The following is a 14,434-nucleotide window of genomic DNA, read 5'->3' as shown; positions in this document are numbered from 1 at the left end:
GGCGTCAGACGGTAAAGACGGAGGAACCGATACTGCGGCCGGATTCCAGATCGTGGTGCGCACGCACCGCATCTTCGAGTGCATACCGCTGATTGATTCCGATCTTGATCCGCCCCTCTTCGACGTGTGAGAAGAGCTCGGCGGCCAATTCGGCGCGCTCCGCCGGATCGGCGATGTAGTCGGCCAAGGCCGGTCGAGTGACAAAAAGAGATCCCTTGACCGCCAACTGCATTGCGTTGATCGGCGGCGTCGGCCCTGACGCGGTTCCGAAGCACACCATCAGCCCTCGGCGTGCCAAGGAGTCGAGTGAGACCTCGAACGTGGACTGCCCGATGCTGTCGTAGACAACCGGCACACCGACACCACCGGTGATCTCCTTTACCCGCGCAACAACATCCTCGCGGGTGTAGATGATGACCTCGTCGCACCCGTGCGCCAGGGCAACAGCTGCCTTCTCGTCTGTGGAAACAGTCCCGATCACCTTGATGCCCAGCAGCTTTGCCCACTGAGTGAAGATCAAACCAACTCCACCTGCAGCAGCGTGCAGCAGAACGGTATCCCCTGCCTTCAGCGGGTAGATGCGGCGCAGAAGGTAAGCCGCCGTGAGGCCGCGCATGGTCATCGCTGCTGCCGTCTCGAAATCGATACCGTCGGGCAACGCGATCAGGTCGGCAGCGGGCATGATGCGCTCGGTGCTGTACGCCCCGAGCGGACTGCCGGTGTAGGTCACCCGATCCCCCACACTGAAATCGGCAACACCCGCACCGACCGCCTCGATAGTTCCGGCACCCTCGACGCCCATACCGGCAGGCAATTGTGCAGGGTAGAGGCCACTTCTGAAGTATGTGTCGGCGAAGTTGAGTCCGACGGCGCCGTGGCGAATCCGGACCTCACCAGCCCCGGGCTGACCTACCTCGACCTCTTCCCAACGCATGACAGACGGGGTACCGATCTCGTGGAATCGAATGGCGTGTGCCACGATGCTCTCCAATTCTGTGGGCATACTCGACAAACTCGGTCGAGCTATGTTCGTACGCAACAACTTCCAGAAGTTACTTTCGACTCCGGGGTCGCGATCTGATGTGAACAACACTAGGTGAGATCCGGCTCACATGCTTAACTGTACGAGACACGCAGCACAACATTTCGGGACATTAAGTCAAGAACTAAGGAACCTCGTGAAGCCACTCGCCCGCTATGCGTCGCTCAACCGCTACGTCGACCTGTGTCGCTCGGTCCACATCGATGCCGTCGACCTGATGAGGAGCGTCGGCCTCGCTCCGGCAAGCCTGGCCAACCCCGATCAGTGGGTGCCAGCAGCCTCGATTGCCGCGCTCCTCGAACTGTCCGCAACGGAATCCGGGCGCGAAGATTTCGGCCTCCTCCTCGCCGAACTCCGCAGGCTGTCCAATCTCGGGCCGCTCAGCCTGGTCATCAGGGAAGAACCCGACGTCAGGAGCGCACTGGACGTCCTGATCCGGTACGAGCACACCTACAACGAGGCACTGCGCATCCGTCTCACCGAAGTCAGCGGATTGGCCACCCTGCGCATCGGCCTGGAAGTCGGCGATCCTGCCAATTCGAGGCCAACCGCAGACTCGGTCGACACCAGGCAGACCGTCGAACTCGCCGTCGGCGCGACCGTGCAGATCCTGCGGAGCTTTCTCGGGCCTGCCTGGCATCCGGTGAGCGTCGGATTCGCACACAGCGCTCCGCAAGACACCAGTACACATCGACGAATTCTCGGCAACGCGGTGGACTTCGATCACGAGTTCACCGGAATCGTGTTCTATGCGAGCGATCTAGACGCCCGCAACGAACTGGCCGATGAGTTACTTCGCCCATATGCACGAGCATTCCTCGACTCGCTTCCCGCCGCGGATTCCTCCGATACCCTCAGCCGTACAAGGGAATTGATCGAAGTTCTGCTCCCCACCGGACGATGCTCCGTCGAACATGTGGCTCGGAGCCTCGGCTTCGATCGGCGAACCCTGCACCGCCATCTAGCAGAATCGGGTGATACCTTCACGGCTGTTCTCAATTCGGTACGCAGTAGCCTCGCGCAACGCTTGGTGTCGAACCCACGCTATTCGTTGACCGACGTTGCCGTGCACCTCGGATTTTCTACTCAAGGCAGTTTCTCGCGGTGGTTTCGCACGCAGTTTTCGATGAGCCCCAGCGAATGGAAAGCCCAGCGCCAAGGGTGAGAACGATCAGCTGACCAGCACAACACCGACCAAGGCGATCAGGGCCACCCAGACCGTCGACAATGCAGCCAAAACGAATGGGCGCACTCCGACGCCGCGGATCACACTCAGTCGCACACCGAGCCCGAGGGCAAACATCGCAGCCGCCAACAATGCGGTTTGCACCGTCTTCGCCACGCCGAGAACCTCTTCCGGGAGAATCCCCGTTGAGCGCAGCCCCATGAATGCGATGAAGGCCAACGTGAACAGGGGCACCAGCGGTGGCCGCTTCACCTGGAGATTCGAATTGTCGGACATCGCACGTTGACGGATACTCAGGAACGCCATGACGGGCGCCAGCATCAGTACACGCGCGAGTTTTACGATGGTGGCAACACCCAATGCGGTGGCACCGAGAGCACTGCCGGCGGCAACAACCTGCGCAACCTCGTGAATCGACCCACCGGCCCACATGCCCGCGCCGACGTCATCGAGTCCGAAACTCCTCGCCAACAACGGAATTGTCGGAATCATCAACGTTCCGAAGATCACCACCAGCGCTACCGCAGTAAGTAACTCTTCTTCTTTTGCATTCACCACGCCATCCGCGGCGGCCACAGCCGCGGCGCCGCAGATCGAGAAGCCGCACGCAATCAGAATTCGCTGTGTCCACGACAGACCCAAAAGCTTTCCGGCATACATTGTTCCGGCGATGCCAAGAACAACGATCGCCACGACGACAGCGATCACACCCAAGCCGAGCCCGACGATGTCGCTGAACATCAACTGCAGACCGAGCAATGCGATTCCGATTCGCAGCAGTCGTTTAGACGAAAAAGTCAGTCCCGACTGGAATTTCGCAGGCAGGGTGACAGTATTCGCCACGATCGCGCCGGCGACGATGGCAATCAGCAGCGGACTGACAGCGGAAAAGAGCCGCCCGACCCCCAGCGCGATTGCCGCACCGACGGCGCACAGGGCCACTCCGGGCACGAGCGCAGTGATACTCGCCCACCGCCGCACAGGCGCCGGCGAGGCAACGGCCGGTTTGTCGACTACGGACTTCACATCGCTGTTCACTCGTCCAGAGTCCGTCAGAAATCATTGGTGCGGTAGCTCGATTTCTGCTATCACGGCATATCAGTACGATATGTCCGGGTAATTGGGTATAGCCTGAATGCATGACCCGACGCTGGCCGGACCTCACCACACTCGAGCTACTGGTCGGCGTCGATGATCACGGAAGCCTCAGCGCTGCAAGCCGTCTCGCGCATATCGCGCAACCCAACGCCAGCCGTGCGATCAAAGCGCTGGAACGCCAACTCGGTATGCCCCTGATCCACCGAAAATCGACCGGGGCGACGTTAACTCCGCAAGGCACCGTCATCGTCCATTGGGCCCGGCGTGTCCTGGCCAATTCGACACAGCTACTCGACGTGGCCGAAGGAATGCGGACCGAGCGATCGGCGGAGTTGACGGTCTGCGCCAGCATGACTGTTGCCGAACATCTGATTCCGGCTTGGCTGGGCACTTTTCGTGGGTTACACCCCGACGTCACAGTGCATCTGCAGGTCTACAACTCGACGCGTGTCATCGAAGCGATCGACGTGGGAATGTGCGATCTCGGATTTGTCGAATCCCCGACTGTGCCCAGGCACCTACACAGCATCACCGTCGCCCGCGATTCACTCGTAGTCGTTGTCGATCCCGATCACGCATGGGCGCGTCGGCGTAAACCTCTCACCATCGGCGAACTGGCCATGACGCCGTTGCTGGTCCGCGAGCCAGGATCCGGCACTCGGACCACTCTCGATGTTGCGCTTTCGGAGTACGAGCGCGCGACGCCCCTGCTCGAGCTCGGTAGCTCGGCCGCCATCCGCACCAGCGTCCTCGGCGGTGTCGGACCGGCAGTGCTGAGCACTCTTGCAGTCAGTGAGCAGGTGAAATCGGGTGACCTTCGGGTTGTCCAGGTGGACGGCCTCGACCTCGCCCGCACCTTGCGAGCCGTATGGCGGCCGCCGCGGCAGCTCGAAGGGCCGGCAGGCGACTTGGTGAAGCTGGTGCGGGCGAGTAGTACGCAGTTCGGCTGACTATTTTGCCTTTGCTACAGCCTTGGCGGCTTTCTTGAACTCGCGGACCTCGAGGAGCGTCTGCTCGTCGACCACGTCGGCTATGGACCGCCGTGACCCGTCGAGTCCGTAATCCCCGGCTGCTTCGCGCCAACCGTCAGGCTGGACGCCGATTTGTTTACCCAGCAGTGCCAAGAAGATTCGGGCCTTCTGATCGCCGTAGCCGGGCAGCGCCTTGAGTCGTTTGAGCACTTCCTTGCCGTTCGGATCACCCGACGTCCAGATCGCAGCGGTGTCACCGTCGTACTTTTCGACGATGAACTGGCACACGGATTGGATGCGTTCGCCCATCGACTTCGGGAAACGATGGACTGCCGGCGTCTGCGCGCAAATCTCGATGAACGCGTCCGTGTCCATCTCCGCGATGCGACGGACGTCGAGACCGTCCATGCGATCCGCGAGCTTCTTCGGCCCCAGAAATGCCGTCTCCATCGGAACCTGCTGGTCGAGCAACATTCCGAGCAACAAGGCCAACGGGTCCTCGGAGAGGAGAGCATCCGCTTCGGGGTCACCGACGAGATTCAGATGAAGTGCCATACATCCGATCCTGCCATGTCAGGCCGGTGTGTCTGCAGCTTCCAGATTCGGCACTGTCCATTTCTTCCAACCGAACACGATCAGCGTCATGGCAGCGGCCACGACAAACACCCACAGATAGACAGCCACCATGGCGATTCGCAGGTAGTCGGGCGAGGGCAACATAAACATTCCCATGCCGATAAAGCGGTCGGTACCCTGCATATCCGCCGCGGGTATCGGCCACGTGTGCGACCAGTTCAGGACGGGTAGGAGGAACACGATCGGCACGACCCAAGCCCAGATCTTCTTCGACGCCATCGCGTAGTGAGAAGCCAGGATCACCAGCGGAACAAACCACACCCAGTGGTGACCCCACGAGAAGGGGGACACGGTTGTGGCGGTGAGCCCGGTCATGGTCAGCCCGAGCAACTTCTGCCCCCTGCGGTGAGCCATCCACGCAGCTCCCAGCCCGAGACACACGGCCACCACGCTGCACCCGAGAACGAGCACCTTCGACGGCGTCGGCGTATGCGTCAACTGAGCGATCAAACCCGACACCGACTGATTACTCGGTGAGTCGGTACGTCCCACCCGATCGCTGTCGAAGAGCGTGCCGGTCCAGTAGGTCAACGCGTCGTTGTACATCACGATGAAACCCAAAGCCACCGTCGCGGCGAACGTGATCACCGCAGTCACCAAGGCGCGCCACTGCTTCGTGATGAACAGGTACGCCCAGAAGAACGCCGGAGTCAGTTTGACCCCCGCCGCGATCCCGGCGCCGATACCCCGAAGGCGACTTTTTTCGTCCCGGCCCAAATCCCACACGATCAACAGCAGCAGGAAAATGTTGATCTGCCCGAGCCACAGCGTCGTGCGTACCGGTTCCATGAACAGGAAAATGACCGTGGCCAACGCGCTCACCGCATACGTCTTAACGCCGAGGCGGTAGCCGAGATATTTCCAGCACAGCACGACCACCGCAAAAAGCGCGAGAACGTTGAGAACCGTCCACACGACGATCGCCTGTTGAAACGTGAGCACCGCCCACACCGTGAACAGGATCCCCGCGAACGGGGTGTACGTGAACATCATTCCCTGCAGAACCGGACCGTCGTACAACGGCAGTCCCTGCACCACAAAACTGCCGCCGTGGCGGTAGACGTCAAGATCGAGGAAATTGTGGAAAATGCCCCAATAGATCACATCCATCGGAACACCGAACAGAACCATCAGGACTGAAGCAACAGCAAGCACCACGAGAACGACAAAGCCGATCACACCGACCCGCATTATTCGCTGCGGAGTCGCCTGTCGTAATTCAGATGCCCCTGAACTCATCTCCACCACAGCACTTTCCGAAGCATTGACTGCACCCGCCACGTACAACCTCCGGATATGCGCCAATGTCAGGAACTGGTGCACCGAACGCTACAAGAGATGACCGACGCTCACGACTTGGGCGCGCCGTCACAGGCGACTCAGCTTTCGGTGAGACGCGATTCTGTTGCCGCCAACAGGACACACGTCGCGACACCGTCCATGGCTACCTCGAGATCCCCGAGTGAAGGGAAACTCGGGGCCAGACGAATGTTCCGATCATCCGGATCCGTGCTGTACGGGAAGGCAGAACCGGCCGCAGTGAGCGCAATACCGGCATTCTTCGCGAGTTCGATGACGCGCTTTGCCGTGCCGTCGACAACGTCGAGGCTGATGAAGTAGCCGCCCTTCGGCTCGGTCCACGACGCGACCTTCGACGCACCCAACCGATCCTCGAGGATCTTCAGAACCAACTCGAACTTGGGCGCGAGCAATTCGCGATGCTTCTCCATGTGTGCGCGAACGCCATCCGCATCACCGAAGAATCGCAAGTGGCGGAGCTGGTTGATCTTGTCCGGGCCGATACTCTTCTTACCGAGGTACTTCTGGTACCACGCAAGGTTCTCGGCAGAGGCACCGAAGAAACTGACGCCGGCACCGGCAAAGGTGATCTTGGACGTCGACGCGAACACCAGCGGACGGTTGGGATGTCCGGCTTCTGCAGCCATCGTCAGAACGTCGTACGACGGTGCGATCTCACCGAACAGTGGGTGAACCGCGTACGCGTTGTCCCAGTACAAACGGAAATCAGGCGCTGCGGCCGGCATCGACGCCAGCTCGGAGACGATTTCTTTCGAATACACCGCACCGGTCGGGTTGGCGTACACCGGAACAACCCACATCCCCTTGATCTGCGGATCCGCGGCAACCAGTTCCGCGATCTTCGCGACGTCAGGACCGTCGTGGTTCATCGGGATCGCGATCATCTCGATGCCCAACGACTCGGTGATCGCAAAGTGGCGGTCGTAACCCGGAGCCGGGCAGAGGAACTTGATCTTCTCTTCGCGCGCCCACGGCTGCGCCGAATCAGGAGTGCCGTGAAGAAGTGAGAACACCACGTTGTCGTGCATGATCTCGAGGCTCGCGTTGTTGCCGGCAAGAAGGTTGGCAACAGGAATGCCCAGCAGTTCACCGAAGATCGCACGCAGTTCCGGCAGCCCCGTCAAGCCACCGTAGTTGCGGCAGTCGGTGCCACTGCCGTCACGGAAATCACCGTCGCCCGGCAGCGCAAGCAACGCTGCGGAAAGGTCGAGTTGCTCAGGCGAAGGCTTACCGCGAGTCAGATCGAGGACGAGCTTCTGGGCCTGTAGCTGCGAGTACTTCGCGCTCTGACTCTCATGCTCGGAGGTGAGTTCTTCATGGCTCATCAACCCGATCTGGGTTTGGATAGGCATCCGGAGCGGCCTTTCACCGACGAGGCGGGGTCGGGATATGTGAAAAAAATAGAGGACCCCGCGCACCCGGCAGAGCCCGTTGACCCTTGCTGCCTTCCGGCCCTGGGGGAGTTCACAGGATGCGCGCCGCGCGGGATCCAATGAACAGTGTAGACGGCCTTCCGGAACCTTGGGACACCACCCGCCGCGTTTCGGCCGGCAGCCGAATTGCCGCCACATAACCGCAGGTCAGATACCCGTTTAACGCTTCAGTCGTTCTCTTGGGTATGCTTCTCCACGGAGGATTCGCCTAGTGGCCTATGGCGCTCGCCTGGAACGCGGGTTGGGTTAACGCCCTCAGGGGTTCAAATCCCCTATCCTCCGCCAAAGGAACCCCCTGTGAACTGCTGAGAAGCGGTTCACAGGGGGTTCTTTTTTGCCAGCGTTTTTTGCCGGGTTTCAGGCACGTCGCATGAACGAACCGCCGCCGAAGGGCGAGTCGTCGTCGACCGGTGCCCGGCCAGCTCGTCGCAGCAGATGAGTCTCGGGTACGGCCGGTTCCTGATTGAACGCCTCCATTGCCCTGGCGACGCGAGAGTCGCGAAGGAGAGGCGCGCGTAGTTCCTGCGCGGCCGCCGCTGCTGCCGCGCAGGCGGTTCGGTGGGACGCTGTGATCGCGGCGGAGAGTGCAGCGGCGCCGGCCCGGAGGCAACTTTCAGTCAGTTGCAGGTCGGTAATCGCACCGAACGCGTCGACCTCGACGCTGACGGCACCACCTCCGGCATCTGCGCGGGCGCGAACTTTCCCGACCTCGATGTCGACTTGGCGGGCAAGGACAGTCAACTCCGGAAACGAGGATGCGGGCCCGGTCATGGCTGATCGATCTGCACGGGCGCGTTCGGATGATCCGACGCTTCGGGTCGAGGGAAACACGGCGACGACCCGCTCAGGCCCGCTCCGCGTGGATGCTCGTCGAAGACCATCCGATATCCATCCGGCAAAATGGTTTCGGTGCTCGTCGTGTCCCCGGCGGAGTCGTACGTTCGAAACTTCCAGCCCCGCTCAGTCCACAGATTGCGGATCGTATCGCCGAAACGTGGAATGCTCGCAGCGTCAGAAGACTCGAGGAAATACGTCACGCCGTAGTCCACGGATGTGTCCTTCGACAGATTGCTGTCGTTGCACGGGACGGTGCCACCCGGGCTGAGGGTGACTTTTTTGTTCAGCTCGGAATACCGCGTCAGGTAGGCACCCGGCGGCAGTGCCGCGATCGTTTCGGTCAGATACTCGATCACCTTGGCCTGGGCCTGCGGGCGGGTCAGATTCATGTCGGCTTCCATCACTTTTCCGTTCTCCGTCGTCGTACACGCCGACAGCAGCACTACCACCGCGATACTGCTCGAGCCGAATGCTTTACGGCGTCGAGTTGCGTTGGTCATGGCGCTCCTAGTCCGGCGATCACGTGGCCCATACCGGCAAGAGCCGGATTGTTGTTTTTCCAGTACTCACTGTGCGCGGCCGGGCTGGGGAGCTCACCCAGCAGACCGGCGTCGATCCCGGTCCCGGGTGCGGATTCGACAACGGTGGCACCGAATCCGATCAATGGAAGATCGTTCGCGGGATTCGCGCCATGCGAGAGACTGCCGAACACGTCCCCAATCATCGGAACCGGATCATTGGCCGCGGCGGTGGCGTATACGTGGCCGCCGACATGTCCGGGATCGATGCCCTCGAGGGAGAGTCCCTCGACCCGGTCCATCCCCACTCCGGGGCTACCCACGAAAAACAGATCGTTCGCGTCGATCGATCGTCCGCCCGAGGCCGCAGCGCCGATCACGGTCGATCCGTAACTGTGTCCGATAACCGTGTTGTGCGAAGGCGTGCCGTCGTGGGATGCACGGAGACCGTCTTGGAACCGGTCCAGCGATCCGGCCCCACCATCGGCATACCCGTCGAGCCCTGCTTGCGGGATCGTTTGCGGCGCATCGTATCCGTACCAGGTCACCACGGAGGTCGATCCCTCGAGCCCCGCGAACCGTCGCTGGTATTCCGTCGAGTCCAACATCATTTGGGAGCGGTCGATGTCGCCGCCGATGGTTCCCAGGTGGCTGCCGGTGCCAGGTACGAACGTTGCGACGTTCGTCGCGGTGTCGGGATTATTCAGTGCCACGATGGCCCGACCTTTGTCGTCGACACCGAGCAGATACTTCTCCGAATCACCCTCCTCGGCGAGAGTGGGGTCGATCTGGTCGGCGAGGACGCCGTAACCGTCGAGACGCTGCTGCAGGTCCGCGCGTTGCTGCTGCCACCGCTCGTAGTCGCGGCGCGCCTGCTGGTCCGCCTCGTCCACGCTGCCCGCATCCGACGGAATGTTGCGACCCTTGGCCCAATCGGGGTGCTTGCCGTCGAGGTCGGCGAGTTCGGTCGACGTCGACGACTGCAGGTTGCCGAGGTTGATCCGGTTGAAATGATCGCGATCTGTGACTGGCATCCCGTCCCTGTTCCCGATTCCCGGATCAAACGCCGCGAGAGCATCTTTGTCGTTGGGGGACAGCGATTCCCAGGATTCGTTGAACTCCCTCGCACCGACCGGGGGGAACGCGTTGCCGTCGAGGATCGCGGCCACCCCCGCGCTCATCGTCTGCTGGGCGCTTGGGGACTGTGCGAGATCAGCGAGGTCTCCTGCTGCCTTCGACAAGGCCGCGGCAGCACCCTCGTCGAGGCTTCCCGCCGTGTGCAAGGCCGGAACCAGTCTCGCCTCGAAGCTGTGCGCCTTCTCGTCGAACGCAGCCTGCCCCAAGATGTCAAGTGCAGTGTTACCGCTTCCGTACCGAGGTGCGCTCACCCGGCCGTCATCGGCGACAGCCATGCCCTCGGCGATCGCACTGTCCGCAATGTCGATCACCGCCGCCCGCGCCGGCCCCAACGCGGCAGCAGCTTCACTCAACGCGTCGGCTTCGGCGAATACTCCTGTGGTCAGATGTGTCGCGGCAATACTGTCAGCCAAGGCTCGCGCCGACGCTGCAGCCGAGGCTTCGCCTTTCCACTGATCGAGCGCGAAGTCGACCGCGCGATGGGCTGATTCCACAGCGTGCATGAAGTCCCGGTTCTTCTGCTCCAATGCCGTTGCAGCGGCGGCTAAACCAGTCGGATCCCAGGCGCGAACCTGCGAGATCGTCGCCATCTACACGGTCGCTTGGTAGGTGGCCAGCCGGTTCCGGAATGCGACCTCGACAGCGTCGTAGCTGCTCGCACTGGATTGGGCAGCGTCAGCCATCGACGTCAACATCTCCGAGGTAGCGCGGTATCCGGTGGTAATCGGGTGACCGGCCCGCGCTGCGGCCGGGCCGCTAGCCGACTCGGGCATTGCCGCTGCCGCGTCAGCGAGAATTCCGGATACGTCGATGCCGGCAATCACGGCGCCTTGGTTTCTCACCGCGTCGGCCAACGCCCGTAGCGACTCGGCGTCTGCTTGCAGTACTTCGTTCCCCATCTGAGCCCCCCGGCTACGTATCGACGTGCGAAAAGCAGCGTAGCAGCGCATCGCCTGAACCCTGGTCGTTCTTGTCTGCCAGTTCCCGCTCCTCGTGCCCGAAGTGGCCGGGCCGATAGTGATCTGCGACACTGGCCGAAGTCGGTATTGACGGGTTACCGAGACGAGCAGCAACAGGGCGGCACTACATGAGCGTGATTCTCGCGGCGACGGATCAGCCTGCGCTAGCGGAGACCTTCGGCGTCGAACTCGAGCGCGTCGGCCACACCGTTCATCTGTTCGCGTCCGGACGAAACAGCCTCGACGCACTCGGCACCGACAGCTTCGACGTTGCCGTTCTCGATCTTTCACTCCCGGACATCGACGGCTTCGAGGTCGCCCGCCAAATCCGTCTCCGCAGCGAGATTCCGATCATCATGATCGTCGAGTCCCCCGAAGACATCGACGATGCACCACCACAAGTCGCGTCGGATTTCGCCATCAACCCACTCGACGCTCGCAGCCTCGATTCTCGGATAACGAGCCTCCTCCGCAGTACGCCCACCCCACAGACGGACAAGCGAGAGCGCCACGGCGAGTTGACGATCGACCGCCGATCCATGACCGCCACTATCCGCCGTCGACGCCTCGACCTCACTCGAACCGAATTGCGCCTGCTCCTCGAAATGTCGATGCACCCCGGCCACGTCTACTCCCGAACTCAGCTCCTCGCAAAGGTGTGGGGTGAAACGAATTCAACCAAGACTCGCGCCGTCGACGCCAATATTCAGAGCTTGCGGTCGAAAATCGAATCCGACCCGGCCAATCCCAAGTACATCAAGACCGTGCGCGGATTCGGATACAGGTTCGGTCCGATCGACTGACAAGAATCATCGGAAAACCACGGTGTCGGTAACTCTGGCTAGGTTCGTGAAATGAGCTGGTATCTGCGAGAACTACTGCGTAGTGAAGCTCCCGACTGGCACGGCCCCGGGGACAGTGGTCACGTTCTCGGAAGATGTCCGAATAATCAATCGCCGCCCCGACCCCATCCTGAAGAATCAGTGGCATGACTACAGCCGATATCTCCCCCGCAGATCGCTACCGTGACCTGGCCGCCGGCTTCACCCAGCGGATCGACGCAGTACCTGAGGACCGGTGGGACAACAACTCTCCGTGCGAAGGGTGGACGGCTCGCGATGTGGTCCGGCACGTGATCGACAGCGAACGCGACATGGTCAAGGTCGTCGGCCTCGAATTGGCGCCGGGACCGTCCGTCGACGACAACCCGTCCGCCGCCTGGGCAGCAGTGCGCGATTCGATGCAGGCGATTCTCGACGATCCGGAAAAATCGACCCTCGAATACGACGGACATTTCGGCCGCACCAACCTGGGAGCCACCGTCGACGGTTTTCTGTGCTTCGATCTGGTCATTCACGGCTGGGACCTTGCAGCCGCTACGGGCACCGACACCTCGATTCCGGAAAAGGACGTCGATTGGGTGTCACAGATTGCTGCCGGCCTCGGTGATTCCATTCGTATGGCAGGGGTGTGCGGCCCCGAGATCCCGGTTGCCGATGATGGCGACAAGGCAACCAAACTCCTCGCATATCTCGGCAGGGCCGTCTGAAAAACCACCCCTGACGTGCGGATTGATTCGATACGCGGGTAATGTCCGTCGCATGCCTGAACGTCGGAAATCAGCCACCAACCCGGACTTGCTGGCCACGGCGCTTTTCGATGTTGCCGCCGAATCAGGACTCGAGAATGCGAGTGTGCGCGAGGTGGCAAAGCGCGCCGACGTCTCGATCGGCGCCGTGCAGCACCACTTCTCGACCAAGGACGAGATGCTCACATTTGCTCTGCGCACTCTGGCAGAGCGAATGCTGAGCCGTCTCACCCAATCCCCAGCCGGAACCGACCCGCACGTTGTGCTGTTCCAGGCTTTGTCACAACTGCTTCCCCTCGACGAGCAGCGCACGCGCGAAGCACACGTCCTTGCCGCATTTGCCATCCGGGCTGTCACCAGCGAATCGTTGGCGGAAATTCGGCGGACGATGCTGTTCACTATTCGCACCGGCATCTGCGCAGTTCTGATCGGAATCAGATTGCCTGAAGCTGAAACCCGCGCAGCGCTGCTCCTCGCAACCGTCGACGGACTCGCACTCGACGCGATAGGCAATCCCGGCATGTATCCGCCGCACTATCTCGAATACGCCCTGGAGAGTCAGATAAAGCTCACCCTCCACGACATGGAAATTCCCGACGCTCTTGTATCCAGGGGCTGACGTGCCGGGATCAGGACGATTTGCACCGAGCCCATCCGGCGATCTACATCTGGGAAACCTTCGCACTGCCCTCCTTGCCTGGCTGTTTGCCCGGACCACCGGTCGCGACTTTCTCATTCGCGTCGAAGATCTGGATCGTGTGCGGCCAGGCGCCATGGAACGTCAACTGAGTGACCTGCGAGCGCTGGGCCTCGACTGGGACGGCGACGTCGTCAAACAGTCCGACCGACTGCCGCGGTACGCGGACGCGATCACGTCACTGACCGATCGCGGGCTGACGTACCCGTGCTTCTGCACCCGCAAGGAAATTCAGCAGGCACCCTCCGCGCCACACGCCCCGGACGGCGCCTACCCCGGAACGTGCCGGAATCTCACTCCTTCCGAGCAAGCCGACAAGCTGGCCTCCGGCCGTAAACCCGCACTGCGCCTGCGTGCCGAGACGACGTCATTCACCGTGCGAGATATGTTGCACGGCAACATATCCGGAATGGTCGACGATGTGGTGCTACTCCGCGGAGACGGGGTTCCCGCATACAATTTGGCAGTTGTGGTCGACGACGGCGCCCAGAACGTCGATCAGGTTGTCCGCGGCGACGACCTCCTGACATCAGCACCGCGCCAGGCCTACCTGGCAACACTCCTGGCCATTACACCGCCGATCTACGCCCATGTCCCCCTCGCACTCAATTCCGAAGGCAAGCGTCTGGCCAAACGGGACGGGGCGGTCACGCTCTCCGATCAACGCGACCTCGGCCGCACCCCAGCCGAAGTTCTGACTCTGATTGCGTCGAGCATCGGATTGGCCGAACCTGGTGAAGTAGTTTCGCCGACGGAATTGGCTGATCGCTTCGATCCACAGAAGGTTCCGGGCGACCCCTGGATCTTCACATCCGTCGATCCCCTGGATCCCGTCAAGGGATCTTAGACAATAGTTAATCATTGGCAATTGCCGCGGAGTGAAGTACCGTTTCGGCATAGGTGAAGGGAACCAGGACGAGGAGCCCTGGGCAGGTTACAAGCGGGGCTTGCCCTCGACATGACCAAAGCACCCGCTGGAGGGCAACCGCACGGCAGTGCGTTAGGGCGGGAA

Annotated in this window: 15 protein-coding genes, 1 tRNA gene and 1 other RNA gene; 7 read left to right on the top strand and 10 right to left on the bottom strand. The window is 61.5% G+C overall.

Going from position 1 to position 14,434, the window contains the following annotated elements:
- Nucleotides 1–4: 4 nt before the first annotated feature.
- Nucleotides 5–979 (bottom strand): quinone oxidoreductase family protein, encoded by a 975-nt coding sequence (locus R4P64_RS05150; protein ID WP_045066867.1) that lies wholly within the window; start codon nt 977–979, stop codon nt 5–7.
- A gap of 199 nt (nt 980–1,178) precedes the next feature.
- Between R4P64_RS05150 and R4P64_RS05145 the strand changes: the two genes are divergently transcribed.
- Entirely contained in the window at nt 1,179–2,207 is a 1,029-nt protein-coding gene (locus tag R4P64_RS05145; protein ID WP_317819585.1) for an AraC family transcriptional regulator, read from the top strand.
- 6 nt (nt 2,208–2,213) lie between these two features.
- Here R4P64_RS05145 and R4P64_RS05140 read toward each other — a convergent pair whose 3' ends face one another.
- Entirely contained in the window at nt 2,214–3,266 is a 1,053-nt protein-coding gene (locus R4P64_RS05140; RefSeq protein WP_317819584.1) for a YeiH family protein, read from the bottom strand.
- A 101-nt stretch (nt 3,267–3,367) separates the two neighbouring features.
- On the opposite strand from R4P64_RS05140, the gene R4P64_RS05135 reads away from it, so the two are divergent.
- A complete protein-coding gene (locus tag R4P64_RS05135) occupies nt 3,368–4,276 on the top strand; it encodes a LysR family transcriptional regulator (protein WP_095887695.1) in 909 nt (302 codons plus the stop codon).
- Here the strand turns inward: R4P64_RS05135 and R4P64_RS05130 are convergent, their stop codons facing one another.
- The 4 genes from R4P64_RS05130 to ffs all read right to left on the bottom strand — a co-directional run bounded on the left by R4P64_RS05130 (nt 4,277) and on the right by ffs (nt 7,748).
- Complete coding sequence (locus tag R4P64_RS05130; protein WP_317819583.1) at nt 4,277–4,852, bottom strand: HhH-GPD-type base excision DNA repair protein; 576 nt, start codon at nt 4,850–4,852, stop codon at nt 4,277–4,279.
- 18 nt (nt 4,853–4,870) lie between these two features.
- Complete coding sequence (locus R4P64_RS05125) at nt 4,871–6,172, bottom strand: glycosyltransferase 87 family protein (protein ID WP_095888100.1); 1,302 nt, start codon at nt 6,170–6,172, stop codon at nt 4,871–4,873.
- Between the two features lie 140 nt (nt 6,173–6,312).
- The gene (locus R4P64_RS05120) at nt 6,313–7,605 is read right to left on the bottom strand and encodes an aminotransferase class I/II-fold pyridoxal phosphate-dependent enzyme (protein WP_033235042.1); all 1,293 of its coding nucleotides are present in this window, start codon (nt 7,603–7,605) and stop codon (nt 6,313–6,315) included.
- Nucleotides 7,606–7,648: 43 nt separating this feature from the next.
- Nucleotides 7,649–7,748, bottom strand: an RNA gene (ffs, locus tag R4P64_RS05115) — signal recognition particle sRNA small type.
- 135 nt (nt 7,749–7,883) lie between these two features.
- On the opposite strand from ffs, the gene R4P64_RS05110 reads away from it, so the two are divergent.
- Nucleotides 7,884–7,971: transfer RNA gene (locus tag R4P64_RS05110), tRNA-Ser, on the top strand.
- Between the two features lie 72 nt (nt 7,972–8,043).
- Here R4P64_RS05110 and R4P64_RS05105 read toward each other — a convergent pair.
- Genes R4P64_RS05105 through R4P64_RS05090 form a run of 4 tightly spaced genes read right to left on the bottom strand, consistent with a single transcriptional unit; the run spans nt 8,044 to nt 11,077 of the window.
- Nucleotides 8,044–8,457: a YbaB/EbfC family nucleoid-associated protein gene (locus tag R4P64_RS05105; RefSeq protein ID WP_317819579.1), complete on the bottom strand. Its 414-nt coding sequence runs from the start codon at nt 8,455–8,457 to the stop codon at nt 8,044–8,046.
- On the bottom strand, nt 8,454–9,023 hold the full coding sequence (locus tag R4P64_RS05100) for a hypothetical protein (protein ID WP_317819578.1): 570 nt from the start codon (nt 9,021–9,023) through the stop codon (nt 8,454–8,456). The genes R4P64_RS05105 and R4P64_RS05100 overlap by 4 nt, the downstream gene beginning before the upstream one ends.
- A complete protein-coding gene (locus R4P64_RS05095; RefSeq protein WP_317819577.1) occupies nt 9,020–10,768 on the bottom strand; it encodes an alpha/beta hydrolase in 1,749 nt (582 codons plus the stop codon). Before R4P64_RS05095 ends, R4P64_RS05100 begins: the two co-directional genes overlap by 4 nt.
- Entirely contained in the window at nt 10,769–11,077 is a 309-nt protein-coding gene (locus R4P64_RS05090) for a hypothetical protein (RefSeq protein WP_317819576.1), read from the bottom strand.
- A gap of 188 nt (nt 11,078–11,265) precedes the next feature.
- Between R4P64_RS05090 and R4P64_RS05085 the strand changes: the two genes are divergently transcribed.
- From R4P64_RS05085 to gluQRS, 4 genes are all read left to right on the top strand, one after another.
- Entirely contained in the window at nt 11,266–11,940 is a 675-nt protein-coding gene (locus R4P64_RS05085; RefSeq protein ID WP_033235055.1) for a response regulator transcription factor, read from the top strand.
- Between the two features lie 185 nt (nt 11,941–12,125).
- Nucleotides 12,126–12,686 carry a TIGR03086 family metal-binding protein gene (locus R4P64_RS05080; protein ID WP_317819575.1) on the top strand — a complete coding sequence of 187 codons (561 nt, stop codon included), beginning with the start codon at nt 12,126–12,128 and terminating at the stop codon, nt 12,684–12,686.
- Between the two features lie 52 nt (nt 12,687–12,738).
- Complete coding sequence (locus R4P64_RS05075) at nt 12,739–13,344, top strand: TetR/AcrR family transcriptional regulator (protein WP_045066468.1); 606 nt, start codon at nt 12,739–12,741, stop codon at nt 13,342–13,344.
- Nucleotide 13,345: 1 nt separating this feature from the next.
- Nucleotides 13,346–14,269, top strand: a complete 924-nt coding sequence (gluQRS, locus tag R4P64_RS05070) for a tRNA glutamyl-Q(34) synthetase GluQRS (RefSeq protein WP_317542190.1) — start codon at nt 13,346–13,348, stop codon at nt 14,267–14,269.
- The last annotated feature ends 165 nt before the right edge of the window (nt 14,270–14,434 follow it).

Origin of the sequence: Rhodococcus sp. IEGM 1366, assembly GCF_033142425.1 — a bacterium.
In the GTDB taxonomy this organism is placed as follows: Bacteria; Actinomycetota; Actinomycetes; order Mycobacteriales; family Mycobacteriaceae; genus Rhodococcus_F; species Rhodococcus_F globerula.
Note: the sequence above shows the minus strand (reverse complement) of the source record. Positions and strands in the feature narration are given on the sequence as shown.

What these genes read in the sequence shown, in the direction of transcription:
- R4P64_RS05100 (WP_317819578.1), bottom strand. Translation starts at nt 9,023, where the DNA reads ATGACCAACGCAACTCGACGCCGTAAAGCATTCGGCTCGAGCAGTATC.
- R4P64_RS05090 (WP_317819576.1), bottom strand. Translation starts at nt 11,077, where the DNA reads ATGGGGAACGAAGTACTGCAAGCAGACGCCGAGTCGCTACGGGCGTTG.
- R4P64_RS05085 (WP_033235055.1), top strand. Translation starts at nt 11,266, where the DNA reads ATGAGCGTGATTCTCGCGGCGACGGATCAGCCTGCGCTAGCGGAGACC.
- R4P64_RS05075 (WP_045066468.1), top strand. Translation starts at nt 12,739, where the DNA reads ATGCCTGAACGTCGGAAATCAGCCACCAACCCGGACTTGCTGGCCACG.
- R4P64_RS05135 (WP_095887695.1), top strand. Translation starts at nt 3,368, where the DNA reads ATGACCCGACGCTGGCCGGACCTCACCACACTCGAGCTACTGGTCGGC.
- R4P64_RS05080 (WP_317819575.1), top strand. Translation starts at nt 12,126, where the DNA reads ATGACTACAGCCGATATCTCCCCCGCAGATCGCTACCGTGACCTGGCC.
- R4P64_RS05105 (WP_317819579.1), bottom strand. Translation starts at nt 8,457, where the DNA reads ATGACCGGGCCCGCATCCTCGTTTCCGGAGTTGACTGTCCTTGCCCGC.
- R4P64_RS05125 (WP_095888100.1), bottom strand. Translation starts at nt 6,172, where the DNA reads ATGAGTTCAGGGGCATCTGAATTACGACAGGCGACTCCGCAGCGAATA.
- R4P64_RS05130 (WP_317819583.1), bottom strand. Translation starts at nt 4,852, where the DNA reads ATGGCACTTCATCTGAATCTCGTCGGTGACCCCGAAGCGGATGCTCTC.
- R4P64_RS05095 (WP_317819577.1), bottom strand. Translation starts at nt 10,768, where the DNA reads ATGGCGACGATCTCGCAGGTTCGCGCCTGGGATCCGACTGGTTTAGCC.
- R4P64_RS05120 (WP_033235042.1), bottom strand. Translation starts at nt 7,605, where the DNA reads ATGCCTATCCAAACCCAGATCGGGTTGATGAGCCATGAAGAACTCACC.